12 protein-coding genes are annotated in these 16,033 nt (G+C 69.0%); 8 read left to right on the top strand and 4 right to left on the bottom strand.

Annotation, left to right across the window (positions count from 1 at the left end; genetic code table 11):
* The first annotated feature begins 84 nt into the window (after positions 1–84).
* From ACFSNB_RS06390 to ACFSNB_RS06380, 3 genes are all read left to right on the top strand, one after another.
* Positions 85–765 carry a response regulator transcription factor gene (locus ACFSNB_RS06390; RefSeq protein ID WP_377315203.1) on the top strand — a complete coding sequence of 227 codons (681 nt, stop codon included), beginning with the start codon at positions 85–87 and terminating at the stop codon, positions 763–765.
* Positions 766–875: 110 nt separating this feature from the next.
* Entirely contained in the window at positions 876–1,376 is a 501-nt protein-coding gene (locus ACFSNB_RS06385; protein WP_377315202.1) for a phosphatidylglycerophosphatase A family protein, read from the top strand.
* Positions 1,373–1,852 (top strand): CinA family protein, encoded by a 480-nt coding sequence (locus ACFSNB_RS06380; protein ID WP_377315201.1) that lies wholly within the window; start codon positions 1,373–1,375, stop codon positions 1,850–1,852. Before ACFSNB_RS06385 ends, ACFSNB_RS06380 begins: the two co-directional genes overlap by 4 nt.
* 21 nt (positions 1,853–1,873) lie before the next feature.
* On the opposite strand, the gene ACFSNB_RS06375 is transcribed toward ACFSNB_RS06380, so the two are convergent.
* On the bottom strand, positions 1,874–4,021 hold the full coding sequence (locus ACFSNB_RS06375) for a PAS domain-containing sensor histidine kinase (RefSeq protein WP_377315200.1): 2,148 nt from the start codon (positions 4,019–4,021) through the stop codon (positions 1,874–1,876).
* Between the two features lie 286 nt (positions 4,022–4,307).
* Here ACFSNB_RS06375 and ACFSNB_RS06370 point away from each other — a divergent pair, with 286 nt between their 5' ends.
* Both ACFSNB_RS06370 and ACFSNB_RS06365 read left to right on the top strand, forming a co-directional pair.
* Positions 4,308–7,586 (top strand): chemotaxis protein CheB, encoded by a 3,279-nt coding sequence (locus ACFSNB_RS06370; protein WP_377315199.1) that lies wholly within the window; start codon positions 4,308–4,310, stop codon positions 7,584–7,586.
* A 206-nt stretch (positions 7,587–7,792) separates the two neighbouring features.
* Positions 7,793–9,304, top strand: a complete 1,512-nt coding sequence (locus ACFSNB_RS06365; RefSeq protein WP_377315198.1) for a class I adenylate-forming enzyme family protein — start codon at positions 7,793–7,795, stop codon at positions 9,302–9,304.
* A gap of 28 nt (positions 9,305–9,332) precedes the next feature.
* Here the strand turns inward: ACFSNB_RS06365 and ACFSNB_RS06360 are convergent, their stop codons facing one another.
* From ACFSNB_RS06360 to ACFSNB_RS06350, 3 genes are all read right to left on the bottom strand, one after another.
* Positions 9,333–10,835, bottom strand: a complete 1,503-nt coding sequence (locus ACFSNB_RS06360; RefSeq protein WP_377315197.1) for an MFS transporter — start codon at positions 10,833–10,835, stop codon at positions 9,333–9,335.
* A 139-nt stretch (positions 10,836–10,974) separates the two neighbouring features.
* A complete protein-coding gene (locus tag ACFSNB_RS06355; protein WP_377315196.1) occupies positions 10,975–11,154 on the bottom strand; it encodes a YgaP family membrane protein in 180 nt (59 codons plus the stop codon).
* 141 nt (positions 11,155–11,295) lie between these two features.
* Positions 11,296–11,883, bottom strand: coding sequence for a UbiX family flavin prenyltransferase (locus tag ACFSNB_RS06350; protein ID WP_377315195.1), 588 nt, complete (start codon positions 11,881–11,883; stop codon positions 11,296–11,298).
* A 148-nt stretch (positions 11,884–12,031) separates the two neighbouring features.
* Between ACFSNB_RS06350 and ACFSNB_RS06345 the strand changes: the two genes are divergently transcribed.
* From ACFSNB_RS06345 to ACFSNB_RS06335, 3 genes are all read left to right on the top strand, one after another.
* Complete coding sequence (locus ACFSNB_RS06345) at positions 12,032–12,205, top strand: YdcH family protein (RefSeq protein ID WP_377315194.1); 174 nt, start codon at positions 12,032–12,034, stop codon at positions 12,203–12,205.
* Between the two features lie 265 nt (positions 12,206–12,470).
* Positions 12,471–14,426: a propionyl-CoA synthetase gene (locus tag ACFSNB_RS06340; protein ID WP_377315193.1), complete on the top strand. Its 1,956-nt coding sequence runs from the start codon at positions 12,471–12,473 to the stop codon at positions 14,424–14,426.
* A 273-nt stretch (positions 14,427–14,699) separates the two neighbouring features.
* Positions 14,700–16,016, top strand: coding sequence for a phenylacetate--CoA ligase (locus ACFSNB_RS06335; RefSeq protein WP_377315192.1), 1,317 nt, complete (start codon positions 14,700–14,702; stop codon positions 16,014–16,016).
* Positions 16,017–16,033 lie beyond the last annotated feature (17 nt).

Raw genomic sequence — 16,033 nt, 5'->3', positions numbered from 1 at the left:
GTCCGGGTTGTCGCCAGCGCGGCGACGGGTTTATACTTTCGACGGGGGCAGGTTGGCTGATCCCCCATTAAGGGAGCACATGATTTGCGGATTCTCGTGGCCGACGATCACAAGTTGGTGCGGGACGGGCTCCGTCCGTTTCTGCGCGAACTCGATGCCCAGGCCGAGATCGTCGATGCATCCTCGCTGGACGAGGCCATCGCCGCCATTGAGGGCGCGGCCCCCTGTCCGGACCTGGTTCTGCTCGACCTGATGATGCCGGGGATGGATGGCCTCGAGGGACTCAGCCGCATCAAGTCGCTGTTGCCCGATCGGCCGGTGGTGATCGTCTCGGGCTATTCCTCGCGCGATCATGTCCAGGCGGCGGTTCAGGCCGGCGCCGCCGGCTTCATCCCCAAGACCGTCGGCGGCAGCGCGATGGTCAACGCCCTGCGTCTGGTGCTGTCGGGCGAGACCTACCTGCCGTCCAGCAGTTTCTTCGAGCCGTCCGATTCGGCCGGCGCCGGCAGCCATCCGGTCGGGGCGCCGCCGCCGTTCGACCGCCTGTCGCGGCGCGAGGGCGAGATCCTGGCGCAACTGATCGAGGGGCGCACCAACAAGGAAATCGCCCAGATCCTCAGTCTTCAGGAAATCACCATCAAGGTTCACCTGCGCAACGTCTACCGTAAGATCGGTGCCGCCAACCGCGCCCAGGCGGTGCGGATCGCGTTGCAGTCGGGCTGGGACATTCCGCCGGTGGCTCCGGTGGTCCGCTCGGTCGGCTGAGGCCGGACCGTCTGGTGATCTGACCGGCCCCCTCGGCCGGCGTGCCGCCGCCGTCGCGGCGGGCGCGGGGCCGGGGGCGGTCGGGCGTTCGCTTTTGGGGGGAGATTCGCTTGGCTTATCGTCGCGAAGGCATCAAGGCCTTTCATCCGTTTACCCTGATCGCCACCGGCTTCGGCGTCGGGCTGCTGCCCAAGGCGCCGGGGACCTGGGGCTCGCTGCTGGCGCTGCCGCTGGCCTGGGGGCTGGTGTCCTGGGGCGGTCAGGCGCTGCTGGCCCAGTTCGCCGCCGGCCTGTTCCTGGTCGGCTGGTTCGTCGCCCGCGATTATGTCGGCCGCAGCGGGGTCAAGGACCCGGCCGAGGTGGTGGTCGACGAGGTGGTCGGCCAGTGGCTGGTGCTGGTCGCGGCCCCGCTCAATCCGGTGTCCTACGCCGTCGGTTTCGTGCTGTTCCGGCTGTTCGACATCTGGAAGCCGGGGCCGATCGGCTGGCTCGAACGCAAATATGACAGCGGCCTCGGCGTGATGATCGACGATGTCGCCGCCGGCATCGCCGGCCTGATCGGCATGATCCTGTTCCAGCGTTTCGTCGCCCCGCTGCTGGGGCTGGGATGATCGACCCGGCGCTGCGGGTCGCCGCCGCCCGCGTGCTCGCCCTGCTGGCGGCGCGCGGCGAGATGGTGGCGACCGCCGAATCCTGCACCGGCGGGCTGGTCGCGGCGGCGCTGACCGCGGTGCCGGGCTCCTCCGCCGTGGTCGAACGCGGTTTCGTCACCTATTCCAACGCCGCCAAGAGCGAGATGCTGGGGGTGCCGCCCGCGCTGATCGCCGCCCATGGCGCGGTCAGTGCCGAGGTCGCCCGCGCGATGGCCGAGGGCGCGCTGCGGCACGCCCCGGTCGATCGCGCCGTGGCGATCACCGGCATCGCCGGCCCGACCGCCGATGGCAGCGCCAAGCCGGTCGGGCTGGTCCATTTCGCCCTGGCCCGGCGCGACGGGGCGACCCGCGACCATGTCGCCCGGTTCGACGGCGACCGCGACGCGGTCCGCCTCCAGGCCGCCCTGACCGCGCTCGACCTGCTGGCGGGCTGATCCCGGGGGGCCGGTCCGGCCTCAGGGCCGGTTGGGCAGGCCGATATGGAAGGTGGTGCCCTGGTCGGGCATCGATTCGACCCAGATCCGCCCCTGCATCTGCTCCACCACCTTCTTGCAGATGGCGAGGCCGATCCCGGTTCCCTCGTATTTGTCCGGGGTGTGCAGCCGCTGGAAGATGCGGAAGATCGTCTCGTGATATTCGGGATCGATGCCGATGCCGTTGTCGGCGACCGACAGGTGATGCTCGGCCGGCAGGGTGACCACCCCGATCCGGATCAGCGGCGGCCGGTCGGGGCTGCGGTACTTGATGGCGTTGCCGATCAGGTTCTGGAACAGCCGGCCGAGGTCGGTGGCGTCGCCGCGCACCGTCGGCAGGCCGGGGGCGATCTCGATCCGTCCGCCGGTCTCGGCCAGGGCGGCGCGGAAATTGGCGGCGGCGTCGGCCGCCACCTCGCCGAGATCGACCGGCTCGATCGGCTTCTGGTTGCGGCCGATGCGGGAATATTCCAGCAGGTCGATGATCAGCCGGTCCATCCGCACCGCGCCGTCATGGGCGAAATTGATGAATTCGCGGGCGGTGTCGTCGAGGCGGTCGCCATAGCGGCGGGCCAGCAGCGAGACGTAGCTCGACACCTGCCGCAGCGGCTGGCGCAGGTCGTGGCTGGCGACGTAGGCGAACTGTTCCAGCTCGGCGTTGGAGCGGGCCAGATCGCGCCGGTTCTCCTCCTGCTCCAGCACCGCGCCGACCAGCCGGGCCAGCAGGCGCATGAATTCGATGTCGCCCTCGTCGAAGCCGCGCGGGGTGGGGTGGGCGGCATGGAAGGCGACGGTGCCGTAGACCTGGCCGCGCAGCCGGATCGGCGCGCCGAGATAGCTGGCGATGCCGAGGCGGCGATAGGCGGGGTGGTCGGCATAGGCCGAGGCGGCGACGTCGGGCAGGGCCAGCACGTCGTCGGTCTCGATCACCACCGCGCAGAAGGTGTCGGCGAGGTCGAGCGGGCTGCCGTTGACGATGCCCCGTTCGGGCGGGGCGCCGTGATGTTCGATGATCGCCTGCCGGTCGTCGATGCGGACGATCAGGCCGATGTCGAGGCCGAGATGGCGGCGGCCGAGATCGAGCGCGGCGGCCAGCTGCTGGGCGGCGCCGAATCCGCTGGGCAGGGCGGCGATCTCGCTCAGCGCCCGCAGATTGTCGTACTGGCGTTGCAGGCGCTGGGTCCGCTCCTCCAGCGCCCGGGCGATCCGGGTGCGCTCGGTGATGTCCTCATGCGCCACCACCACCTCGCCGATCCCGCCATCGGCCCCCAGCACCGGGTAGACATGGGCGTGGATCCAGCGTTCGGGCAGCTCGCGGCCGTTGGGCGCGACGTACAGCGCCGGCAGATCGATCTGTTCGCCGGCGAAGGCGGCGGCGAGGTGCGGCTCCATCCCGGCGTCGGGCGGGGCGGCGCCGTCGGGGCCGGGCTGGCCCCACAGCCGGGTCCAGGCCCGGTTCGACATCCGTCCGCCGCCCTCGGCCTCGACCAGTTGCACCGCGACCGGGTTCTGTTCGAAGATGGCGCGGAAGCGGGCCTCCGACCCGCGCAGGGCGGTTTCGGCCGCCTTGCGGTCGCTGATGTCGAACGCGGTGGTCAGGCAGCACCAATTGTCGCCCCAGGACTGGCCGAGCGGCAGGCTTTGCAGGATCACCGGAAAAGGGGGGCGCTGGTCCGGTTGCAGCCACAATTCACAGCGGGCCGGGCCACCGCGCACCTGAAGAAAGTGATCATCGAGCGCCCGCCGGCTGGCGCGTTCGACGAACAGCAGAAACGGCTTGCCGACCAGGCGGTTCTTGGCCCGCCCCAGCATTTCCATCCCGGTGGCGTTGATTTCCAGGATCGAAAAGCTGGAATCGATGATGAAATAGCCCGCCGGTGAATTTTCGAACAGATCGTGATATTTCTGGCTGGTCAGTTCCAGGTTGATCTGTGTCTGGCGGAGCTGTTCGTTCTGGGATTTCAGCTCTTCCTGATGGACCTGAAGGCTGTGCAGCGCCTCGGCCATCTGCTGCTGGAAGGTCCCGGCATTGGGGCGATCGTCGCGCAGGATGCGCAGCTCGGCTTCAACCGCCGCCAGCTCCAGTTCAAGCTCAGCCCTGGTCTTTCGTGACCGATCGTTCCGGGTCATCACTATAACTTAGCCTGATCGTAGCGTGCGGGACATCGTATCCGTATATACTGTATGACATAGGCGCATCGGGCAGGGAAGACAAAACCGGTGCGATCTGAAATGCTCCGGTAGAGTGTGGCCGGGGGTCAAAAACGGCCAATCCGGGCGGGAAAAGGAAACTTCCCGTTTAGGTTCCAGACAAGGGGGACTCATGATCAAACGGCCGAGAGAGGAAGTTGCGGCGCCCAAGCTTCCACGCGGCCCGGCCGTTTCCTCCTCCTCTCCGGCGGCGGGGGGGCGCCGGGTGCGCGGGCGGCGCGGCGAGCTGTTCGTGGTCGGGATCGGCGCCTCGGCCGGCGGGCTCGAGGCGCTGCGGCCGTTCGTCGCCAACCTGCCGCAATCCTCCACCATGGCCTATGTCATCGTCCAGCACCTGTCGCCGCAATATCGCAGCATGATGGTGCAGCTGCTCGGCCGCGAAACCAAGCTGCCGGTCGAGGAGATCAAGGACGGGCTGGTGCTGGCGCCCAACACCATCTACATCACCCCGCCCAACAAGGACGTCCGGGTCAAGAACGCCACCCTGTGGCTGCGCGAGCCCTCGGCTCCGCTCGGGCCCAAGCCGTCGGTCGACGTGTTCTTCTCCTCGCTGGCCGAGGATCTCGGCCAGCAGGCGATCGGGGTGATCCTGTCCGGCACCGGCAGCGACGGCGCCCACGGCATGCGGGCGATCAAGGCCTGCGCCGGGCTGACCGTGGCCCAGGATCCGGAAACCGCCAAATATGACGGCATGCCCAAGGCGGCGATCGATTCCGGCTGCGTCGATCTGGTGATGCCGCCCGACGCGATCGGGCCGGAACTGGCCTCGATCTCGCGCTTTCCCCGCCCGGTGGTGGCGCAGAAATCGGAACAGACCGAAACCCGCGACACCATCAACGAGATCTTCCTGCTGGTGCGCAAGCGCACCGAGGTCGATTTCACCCAATACAAGGCCAACACCGTCCGCCGCCGGCTGGAACGGCGGATGGCCGCCAACCGGATCGAAACGCTCGATGCCTATCTCGAATTCGTCCGCCACCATCCGGGCGAACTCGACCTGCTGTGCAAGGACATCCTGATCTCGGTCACCTCGTTCTTCCGCGACACCAAGGCGTTCGAGGACATCCGCGCCACCCTGGGCGAGCTGGTGGCGGCCAAGAAGCCGGGCGACGCGATCCGCATCTGGATTCCGGCCTGCGCCACCGGCGAGGAGGCCTATTCCTTCGCCATGCTGCTGTCGGATCTGCTGGGCGAGACCCTCAATCAGTACAAGATCCAGGTGTTCGCCACCGACATCGACCTCGACGCGATGCGCCACGCCCGCAAGGGGGCCTATTCCGCCACCACGGTCGAAAGCCTCGACAAGACCACGCTGGCGCGTCATTTCGACGCGATGGGGCAGAGCTATCAGGTCAAGAAGCCGATCCGCGAGATGGTGGTGTTCGCCCGCCAGGACCTGATCAAGGATCCGCCCTTCGTCAAGGTCGATCTGATCAGTTGCCGCAACGTGCTGATCTATTTCAACGCCGACCTTCAGGACCGCATCTTTCAGATGTTCCATTATGCCCTGGGGTCCCAGGGCTATCTGTTCCTCGGCAAGTCGGAATCGGTCGGCCATTGCGCCGATCTGTTCCGCGCCGTCAAGCCGACCGCCAAGATCTTCCAGAAACGGATGGTGGCGCCGCGTTCGACCAACCCGGTGTTCGGCGCCTTCCGCCTCAAGGCGCCGGAAAATGGCGAGGCCGAGCGCGCCGCCGGGGCCGGCTCGATCGAGACGATCGTCCGCGACGGCTTCGTCGCCACCTGCATGCCGCCCAGCGTCGCGGTCAACGAGAATCTCGACATCCTGTTCTATCACGGCGACGTCGATACCTTCGTCCGTTTCCCCCAGGGCCGGCCCAACCAGAATCTCGGCAAGCTGATCGCCGAGGATTTCCGCATCGACCTGCGCGCCCTGATCCACCATGCCCGCGAGAAGGGCGCGGCGGCGATGGGGCCCAAGCGGCAGCTCAAGCTGCGCGACGGCGAGGCCTGCTGCCGGCTGGTGGTGCGCGCGCTGGGGGTCGAGGCCGGGCGCGAGCCGCTGTTCCTGGTCAGTTGCGAGAAGCTCGACCTGCCGGTGGAGGGGGAGGGCGAATCGCTGCCGCCCTCGACCAACGAGGCCCGGCTGATCGAGCTGGAACAGGAACTGACCGCCACCCGCGAGCATCTCCAGACCGTGGTCGAGGAACTGGAGACCTCGAACGAGGAACTCCAGGCCCTCAACGAGGAACTCCAGGCCGCCAACGAGGAACTGCAATCCTCCAACGAGGAGCTGGAAACCTCGAACGAGGAACTGCAATCGACCAACGAGGAACTGACCACCGTCAATCAGGAACTCCAGGTCCGCACCGCCGAACTGGCCGGGGCCAACGCCGACCTGCAAAACATCCAGGACAATATCGGCTTCCCGCTGCTGGTGGTTGATCGGGCGCTGCGCATCACCCGCTTCACTCCCCAGGCGGCGCGGATGTTCGGGCTGCTGCCGTCCGATGCCGGCCAGTTGATCACCGCCGTGCCCAGCCAGTTCCACGTCCGCGACCTCAAGGCGCTGCTGGTGACGGTGATCGCCAGCAACGCCTCGCACGAGGAGATCATCGAGGTCGACGGCAAGGTCTACCGGATGGGGGTCTATCCCTATCGCGACCTGCGCGAGCAGACCGCCGGCTCGATCATGAGCTTCATCGACGAGACCGAGCTGCGCACCACCCAGCGCGAGCTGGAGGCGACCATCGCCTCGCTGCGGGTCACCCAGGACGCCCTGCGCGAGGCCAAGGAGGCGGCCGAGGCGGCCAACAACGCCAAGTCCGAATTCCTCGCCAACATGAGCCACGAACTGCGCACCCCGCTCAACGCGGTGCTCGGCTTCGCCCAGTTGATGGCCGACGAGATGTGGGGGCGGCTCGGCGACGAACGCTATCGCGAATATGCCAACATCATCGTCGACAGCGGCCAGCATCTGCTGTCGCTGATCAGCCAAGTGCTCGACATGTCGGTGATCGAGGCCGGCCGCACCATCCTGCACGAGGGCACGGTGCGGATCGGCGAGGTGATCACCGCCACCCTGCGCCTGATGTCGCCCCAGGCGGAACGGCGCGACATCCGGCTGGCGGGCGAGCTGGCCCCCGATCTGCCCTGGCTGCATGGCGACCTGACCGCGGTGCAGCGGGTGCTGTTCAACCTGATCGGCAACGCCCTCAAATTCACCCAGCCGGGGGGGACGGTGACGGTGGCCGCCCGGGTCGAGCCCGGCACCGGGCTGGTGATCGCGGTGGCCGATACCGGCATCGGCATCAAGGCGGCCGATCTGGCCCGGGTGCTGATGCCGTTCGAACAGGGCGGGCTGCGCACCGTGCGCGAGCGGGAAGGGGTCGGTCTCGGCCTGCCGATCTCCAAGTCGCTGATCGAACTGCATGGCGGCACCCTGACCATCGACAGCGTCGAGGGCAAGGGCACCACCGTCACCGTCCGCTTCCCCGCCGAGCGGCTGGTGCCGCGCGGCTGACGGGAAAAAGCGGGCTCCGCCCGCCCCCGCCAAGGGCCGGGGACCCTTGGATCCCCTCGATGGTCGGGTGATCCGGCGCCTTTCCACCTGGGCGCGGGCGTTTGTTGCGCGTAGAACAAGGAACGGGATCCAAGGGCCTTGCGGCCCTTGGCGGGTGCGGGCGGAGCCCGCTTTTTTCAGGAGTCCGTCCGGTGCGGATCGATCAGATGTTGCAGCCCGTTTTCGCCGCCGGTCCCGATCGGATCGCGCTGCGGACGGAGACCGAAACGCTGTCCTATCGCCAGCTTGACGCGATGGTCGGCGCGGTGGCCGCCGGGCTGGCGGCGCGCGGGCTGGCGCCGGGCGACCGGCTGGCGCTGCTGCTGCCCAACGGGATCGACCTGGTGGTGGCCATCCTGGCCGCATGGCGGGCCGGGCTGGTGCTGGTGGCGCTCAGCTCCGAATATGCCCCGCCGCAGATCGCCGCGTTCCTGGCCGCCACCCGGGCGCGCGGGCTGGTGGCGGCGCCCGCGCTGCTGGCGCGGCTGCCGGCGGTGGGCGCGGCCGGGCTGGAGGTCGAGATCCTCACCGGCGCGGACGATCCCGGGCCGGGGCGGCACCGGTTCGCCGATCTGCTCGCCGGCGAGGTCTCCGCCGTGCCGGTGCCGGACGAGCCCGATCCGCTGGCGCTGATCGTGTTCACCTCGGGCACCACCGGCGAGCCGAAGGGCGTCGTCCACAGCCAGGCCCGGCTGGCGGCGCGCACCGAGGGGTTCGTGCGGGAAATGGAGCTGGGGGCGGACGACGTCGCCCTGCTGGTGTTCTCCGCCGCCCGGCCGGTCGGGCTGGTGACCCAGGTGCTGGCGATGCTGCGGGTGGGGGGGACGGTGTGGCTGGCCGAGCGGCCGGCGCCGGAGGTGTTCTGGCGGATCTACGCCCAGGCCCGGCCGACCTTCTTTCTGCTGATGCCGGCCTATGCCAGCCGGATCCTCGCCGAGCCGGGCGCCGACCGTCTCGACCATGCCCGCCTGCGCTACACCATCTGCGGCGGTGACCGCTCCAGCCTCGATCTGCACCGCCGCGCCCGTGCCGTGACCGGCCGGAAGCTGCTCGCTTTGTTCGGCATGACCGAGGTGGGCACCATCTTCATTCCGCGCCCCTCCAGCCCCGATTGCGACGGCGCGATCGGCTGGCCGCTGCCCGGGGTCGAGGTGCGGCTGGTTGACGAGGCCGGGCGGCCGGTGCCGCCCGGCGGAATCGGCCGCGCCCAGGTGCGCTCCCCGACGATGATGGTCGGCTACTGGAACGACACCCTGCGCACCCACCGCGCCCTCGCCACCGGCTGGCTCGACACCCAGGACCTGATGCGGCGCGACGAGACCGGCTGCCTGTGGTTCGTCGGCCGCGCCAACGAGATGATCGTCCGCAACGCCGTCAACGTCGCCTCGGTCCAGGTGATCGAGGCGCTGACCGCCCATCCCGCCATCGCCGAGGCCCGGCTGGTCGGGCTGCCCGATCCGGTCGAGGGGCAGCTCCCGGTGGCGTTCTACCGGCTGCATCCCGGCGCCGAGGCCCCGGCCGCCGCCCGGCTGCACGATTGGGTGGCGGCGCGGGTCGATCGTGACTCGATTCCGGCCGGATTCCTGGCGGTCGAAAGCTGGCCGACCACCCCGCAGGGCAAGGTCGATCCCCGCCAGTTGCGGGCGCTGGCCGAACAGGCCCGTCCGACGCTGGCCTGAGCGGGGTGGGGGCGCCGCCTCCCGGGCCTCAGCGCGACAGATCCTGGCCGACCGCCGGCTCGGGCAGGCGGAACGACATCGCCAGATTGGCCAGATAGGCCAGGGTGGCGACGATGCCGATGGCATAGGACAGCCGCACCACCGGGTCGTCGCCGACCGGCAGCCAGTAGGCGAGCGCCTGACTGAGCCCGATGAAGGCCGCGCCGCACATCCGCCCGCCGACATTGATGGCGAAGCTTTCCCCGGTGCCGCGCAGATGCAGCGGAAACACCCGGGGCAGGTAATTGCCCCAATAGCTGAACTGGGCCACCACCAGCAGCGAGACCAGGAACGCCCCGGCCTGGGCGGCCGGCACGCTGTCGAGCATCAGCCAGCCGAAACTGACCGGCATCAGCACCAGCCCCGGCACCAGCAACAGCCGCAGCAGGCGCTGGCGGCCGAGGATCAGCAGGGTCAGGGCGACGAAGGCGATCCGGCTGCAAATGCTGCCCAGGCCCTGGCCCTTCATCACCTCGGCGGTGGCGCCCTCCTCGATCGGGGCGGCGATCCGGCGCGGCGGCTCGTGGCGGCCGGCCGCCTCGGCCTGGGCCTGGGCCTGGGCCACCTCGGCGCGGACATCGGGCAGGCCCGGCACCAGTTGCGGCATCTGCTGCACGGCGGCGAAGGAAATCACGAAGCTCAGCGTCACCATCAGCGCGGTGACCAGGGTGGTGCGGCGCAGATCCGGCGCGAACAAAGCGGACAGTTTGGGGCGGGGCAGGGTGCCGGCGCGGTGGCGGTCCCGCCACAGCGGCGATTCCGGCAGCCACGGCCGCACCAGGATCAGCGGCAGCGCCGGAATCACCCCCGACATCAGGGTGTAGCGCCAGCCGGCCCGGGGATTCTCGATCGGGCCGAGCCAGCCCAGCATGTCGGGCAGCACCACCGGCGGCAGCGCCACCGCCGGCAGGGTCAGCCCGAACGCCAGCGGTCCCGGCTGCGCCGCCGCCCAGGCGGTGATCACCCCGCTGACCAGCGCCAGCATCAGCGCCCCCAGCGAGGAGAAGGTCTGGGTGATGCCGAGCACGCTTTCCCGCTTGCGGTGTTCGGGGAACAGCTCGGCCAGCCACGCCACCGCCGCGACGAATTCGACGCAGAAGCCGATGAACACCAGACAGCGCAGCGCCAGCAGCATCGGCAGGCTGGTCGAGAAGCCGCTGGCGAAGGAGGCGAGGGCATAGAGCAGGATGCTGAGGGTCAGCACCCGCTTGCGCCCGATCCGGTCGATCAGGGTGCCGCCGAGCAGGCCGAAGATCCCGCCGCACACCGCCGGCAGGTAGAACAGCAGGCTGAGCCACAGCGAGAACGCCGCCGAACCGGGGGTCAGCCCGGCCAGATCATGCAGCGCCGGCCGCACGATCAGCGACAGCATCAGCAGTTCGTAGGTGTCGAAGGCGAAGCCGATCGCGGCGATGACATAGATCAGCCAGCGCAGCGCCGGCGACGGCAGCGGGGCGGCGGCGGTGGAGACGGGGGCGGCGGGGCAGGGCATCGGGCGGGCGGGCCGGGGTAGGGGCAGGGGGGCGGACGGTACCATTCCCGCCCGTCCCGGGGAATGGACAGCCTCTCATAATCGCGTCGCGGTTTCCTGGCGCCCTTCCCGGCCCGGAGCGGGAAGGGCGCCGGGGCGCTCAGTTGGTCTTGATGCCGAGCAGGCGGTAGACCGGGCACCAGCCGACCAGGGCGCCGAGGATCGGAACCACCCCGAGCCAGCCCCACCAGCCGATCACCCCGGCCACCGACAGGCCGATCAGGGCGGCCCCGGCGATCAGGCGCACCACGCGGTCGATGCCGCCGACATTCTGTTCCATCTCGTTCTCCTCGTTGCGGTCAGGTGAGCGGCCGCCATTTCCTGCGGCATCATCTAAATTAGGTTTTTATCATATAAGAATGCGGCCGGCAAGCACGACCCTTCCGCCAGGACGATCCCGCCGAAGGTAGGGGGCGGGGGGTCAGCCCTCGCCGGCGGGCGGCTCGCCCCAGCGGCGCAGGGTGCCGCAATCGAGCCCGAACAGGTCGAGCGCCCGCCCGGCGGTGTGCTCGACCAGATCGTCAAGGCTGGTGGGGCGGGCATAGAAGCCGGGCACCGGCGGAGCGATCACCGCCCCCATCTCGGTCAGGTTGAGCATGGTGCGCAGATGGCCGGCATGCAGCGGGGTTTCGCGCACCATCAGCACCAGCCGGCGCCGTTCCTTGAGGGTGACGTCGGCGGCGCGGGTCAGCAGCGAGGCGGTCACCCCGGTGGCGATCTCGCTCATGGTGCGGATCGAGCAGGGGGCGACGATCATCCCGAGGGTGCGGAACGAGCCCGAGGCGGGGGCGGCGCCGATCGCGTCGATGGGGTAGCAATGGTCGGCCAGGGCGCGCAGCTCGGCCGGGGTCAGCGGACCCTCGTAGCCGAGGGTGATCTCGGCGGCGCGGCTCATCACCAGATGGGATTCGACGCCGATCCGCCGCAGCATCTGGAGAATACGAATGCCGTAGACCGAACCGGAAGCGCCGCTGATGCCGACGATCAGGCGCGAGGGGGGGGGAGTCACGGTGAATGTTCCTGTCGCGAAGGGAGGGGGTCCTCGACCCTGGTGAAGAAGATTAGCCCTGAGGCGCCCAGAGGGCAATTTCCCTGCTGACAACGGGCTCGGGTGGGGAATAAGCTTTTCCGGTCTCCACCTTAAAGGAGGGCCCTAGATGAGCGTCCATGACCGTATTGAAGCGCTGAAGGCCAGGCACGCGGCTCTGGAAACCGCGATCGAGGCGGAAGGCCGCCGCCCCGTCCCCGACAATGCTCATCTCCATGACCTCAAACGCAAAAAGTTGCAGATCAAGGACGAAATCACCCAGATCTCGGGCGGGCCCCACTAGCCGCCCGGCGGGGAAGGGGTCCCCCGCGACAGGCCGGCGTCAGACCGGCGGTTACGCGGGGGGTGAGGGAGCCTTGGGCCCTTCCCGATGACCGGCTGTCCCACCCAATGGGGCGGCCAACGGCCCGGCGGACTCCCCCGCCGGACCAAGGGGGGCGGAGTGGCAACCCTGGCCGGGGTTTTGCCCTCCGAACCCGTTTCCGCCCTTCGTCGTCCTTCCGCGCGTCCCTCCCGCCCCCGTGGCCGGACGGGCGCCGAGGGCGGCGGTGCGGCGGGACACCAGAAGCGAAGACAAAACAGAGAGGTATCAGGTCGACATGAGCAATCCGTACCAGCAGGCCTATGACGCTTCGTTGCACAACCCCGAGGGGTTCTGGGCGGAGGCGGCCCGCGAGATCGATTGGGAGAAGCCCTGGGACAAGGTGCTGGACGGCAGCAAGGCGCCGTTTTATCGCTGGTTCGTCGGCGCGGAGACCAACACCTGCTACAATGCGGTCGATCGCCATGTCGAGGGCGGCCGGGCCGATCAGCCCGCGATCATCTATGACAGCCCGGTCAGCAACACCAAGCGGATCCTGACCTATGCCGAGTTGCAGGATCAGGTGTCCCGCCTCGCCGGGGCGCTGGCCGGCCTCGGCGTCACCAAGGGCGACCGCGTCCTGCTCTACATGCCGATGATCCCCGAGGCGCTGGTCGGCATGCTGGCGACCGCGCGGCTGGGCGCGATCCATACCGTGGTGTTCGGCGGCTTCGCCCCCAACGAACTGGCCACCCGCATCATCGATGCCGAGCCCAAGGTGATCCTGTCCGCCTCGTGCGGGATCGAGGGCAGCCGGGTGCTGGCCTACAAGCCGATGCTCGATCAGGCGATCGAGCTGTCGAGCCACAAGCCGGCCCACACCGTGGTCTATCAGCGCCCGCAGGCCACCGCCGAGCTGAAGCCCGGCACCGATCACGACTGGGCCGCCCTGGTTGCCGGCGCCGAGCCGCATGGCTGTGTCACCGTCCAGGCGACCGATCCGCTCTACATCCTCTACACCTCCGGCACCACCGGCCAGCCGAAGGGCGTGGTGCGCGACAATGGCGGCCACATGGTCGCGCTGAAATGGTCGATGTCGGCGATCTACGACATCAAGCCGGGCGAGGTGTTCTGGGCCGCCTCCGACGTCGGCTGGGTGGTCGGCCATTCCTACATCTGCTACGCCCCGCTGCTGCACGGCGCCACCACCGTGGTCTATGAGGGCAAGCCGGTCGGCACCCCCGATGCCGGCGCGTTCTGGCGGGTGATCTCCGAGTACAAGGTCAGCGCCCTGTTCACCGCGCCGACCGCCTTCCGCGCCATCAAGCGCGAGGATCCCAAGGCCGAATTGCTGCGCCAGTACGATCTGTCGTCGCTGCGCACCCTGTTCCTGGCCGGCGAGCGTTCCGACCCCGACACCATCAACTGGGCCGCCGACAACCTCAAGGTGCCGGTGATCGACCATTGGTGGCAGACCGAGACCGGCTGGGCGATCGCCGCCAACTGCATGGGCCTGCATCATTTCCCGGTCAAGCCGGGCTCGCCGACCAAGCCGGTGCCCGGCTGGGGCCTGGAAGTGCTCGACGAAAGCCATCAGCCGTGCGAGGCCGGCAAGGTCGGCGCGCTGGTGGTGCGGCTGCCGCTGCCGCCCGGCACCCTGCTGACGCTGTGGAACGCCGACCAGCGTTGCCATGACAGCTACTTCGCCGAATTCCCCGGCTGCTACAAGACCGCCGACGCCGGCTATATCGACGAGGACGGCTATGTCTACGTGATGGCCCGTACCGACGACATCATCAACGTCGCCGGCCACCGCCTCTCGACCGGGGCGATGGAAGAGGTGCTGGCCAGCCATCCCGACGTCGCCGAATGCGCGGTGATCGGTGTCGCCGACCAGTTGAAGGGTCAGCTGCCGCTCGGCTTCGTCTGCCTCAAGGCCGGGGTGACCAAGTCGGACGAGCAGGTGATCAAGGAAGTGGTCCAGCTGGTGCGCGAGCGGATCGGCCCGGTGGCGGCGTTCAAGACCTGCACCGTGGTCAAGCGTCTGCCCAAGACCCGCTCGGGCAAGATCCTGCGCGGCACGATGCAGAAGATCGCCGACAACCAGGATTACAAGATGCCGGCGACCATCGACGATCCGGCGATCCTCGACGAGATCAAGGAATCGCTCGAAACCGTCGGCTATGCCCAGGCCCGGCCCTAGGCCGGGGGCGGAGCGGCACCGGCGGCGGCTTCCGTTGAGCGGAAGCCGCCGCCGGGCGGCAACCACAGGTTATCCTCCTTGCTGGACTTTTCCCTCCCGGCGCCCGCTGGGCGCGGTTTTGCCGCGCCGGCTGCCGTCGCAAGCGGGAATTTATCCGGCTGCGGCAGATTCCGGCTTGTTTTCCCGGCCGAATCGAGGGATGTCTGTCTCTCAGGCATGATTTCCGGCGCGACGGATCGTTGCGGCCGGGGTGGGAACAAAGGGATAAAAACAATGTCGGCGGTCGGTGCCGCGCCATTTTATTTCGCACCTGCGGTCGAACGTCTCGACCGGGACAGTCTGCGCCGTCTTCAGCTCGAACGGCTGAGGGGAGCCCTGACCCGCGCCTATGGTGTCCCCCATTACCGCCAGGCCTTCGACCGCGCCGGGGTGCGGCCCGAGGACCTCGCCGTGCTGGAGGATCTCGCCCGTTTCCCCTTCACCACCAAGGCCGACCTGCGCGATACCTATCCGTTCGGGCTGTTCGCGGTGCCGCGCGAGCAGGTGGTGCGGCTGCATGCCAGTTCCGGCACCACCGGACGGCCGACCGTGGTCGGCTACACCGAGGGTGACATCGCCACCTGGGGTGAGCTGATCGCCCGTTCGCTGGCCTGCGCCGGGGTGCGGCCGGGCGACATCTTCCACAACGCGCTGGGCTATGGCCTGTTCACCGGCGGGCTCGGCTTTCATTACGGCGCCGAGCGGCTGGGCTGCGCGGTGGTGCCGATGTCGGGCGGCCAGACCGAGAAGCAGATCCAGTTGATCCGCGATTTCGGCGCCACCGTGATCAACGCCACCCCGTCCTACGCCCTCAATCTGGCCGAGACCGCGACCCGGCTGGGGATCGATCTGGCCGGCGGCAGCCTGCGCATCGGCATCTTCGGCGCCGAGCCCTGGTCGGAGACGATGCGGGGCGAACTCGACCGCCGGCTCGGCCTGCGGGCGATCGATTCCTACGGCCTGTCCGAGGTGATGGGGCCGGGGGTGGCGATGGAATGCAGCCACCGCCTCGGCATGCATGGCTGGGAAGACCATTTCCTGTTCGAGGTGATCGATCCCGAGACGCTGGAGCCGCTGCCGTTCGGCCAGCCCGGCGAACTGGTGATCACCCCGCTGACCAAGGAGGCCCTGCCGCTGGTGCGCTACCGCACCCGTGACATCGCCACCCTGACCGACGATCCCTGTCCGTGCGGCCGCACCCATCTGCGCATCCTGCGCGTCACCGGCCGCAACGACGACATGATGATCATCCGTGGCGTCAACGTCTATCCCAGCCAGGTCGAGGCCGTGCTGCTCGGGGTGGCGGGGCTGGCGCCGCATTACCAATTGATCCTGTCCCGTCAGGGCTGGCTCGACCATCTCACCATCGAGGCCGAGGCCGACGCGGTGGCCGGCGACGAGGAGCGCGGCCGGCTGGCCGCCCTGCTGCGCCACCACGTCAAGTCGCTGATCGGCGTCACCTGCGATGTTCGGGTCCACCCGCCCGGAACCCTGCCCCGTTCGGAAGGCAAGGCGGTGCGGGTGAAGGATCTTCGCCAGGAAGGGGCGTAGCGACCGGCGGGTTCGGG

Source organism: Phaeospirillum tilakii (assembly GCF_042683125.1).
GTDB lineage: Bacteria > Pseudomonadota > Alphaproteobacteria > Rhodospirillales > Magnetospirillaceae > Phaeospirillum > Phaeospirillum tilakii.
The sequence above is the reverse complement of the archived record's forward strand: the minus strand, read 5'-3'. Positions and strand labels throughout refer to the sequence as shown.

Excerpts from the sequence above, each read along its gene's own strand:
- ACFSNB_RS06380 (WP_377315201.1), top strand. The coding sequence starts at position 1,373 with ATGATCGACCCGGCGCTGCGGGTCGCCGCCGCCCGCGTGCTCGCCCTG.
- ACFSNB_RS06345 (WP_377315194.1), top strand. The coding sequence starts at position 12,032 with ATGAGCGTCCATGACCGTATTGAAGCGCTGAAGGCCAGGCACGCGGCT.
- ACFSNB_RS06375 (WP_377315200.1), bottom strand. The coding sequence starts at position 4,021 with ATGACCCGGAACGATCGGTCACGAAAGACCAGGGCTGAGCTTGAACTG.
- ACFSNB_RS06365 (WP_377315198.1), top strand. The coding sequence starts at position 7,793 with ATGTTGCAGCCCGTTTTCGCCGCCGGTCCCGATCGGATCGCGCTGCGG.
- ACFSNB_RS06360 (WP_377315197.1), bottom strand. The coding sequence starts at position 10,835 with ATGCCCTGCCCCGCCGCCCCCGTCTCCACCGCCGCCGCCCCGCTGCCG.
- ACFSNB_RS06335 (WP_377315192.1), top strand. The coding sequence starts at position 14,700 with ATGTCGGCGGTCGGTGCCGCGCCATTTTATTTCGCACCTGCGGTCGAA.
- ACFSNB_RS06355 (WP_377315196.1), bottom strand. The coding sequence starts at position 11,154 with ATGGAACAGAATGTCGGCGGCATCGACCGCGTGGTGCGCCTGATCGCC.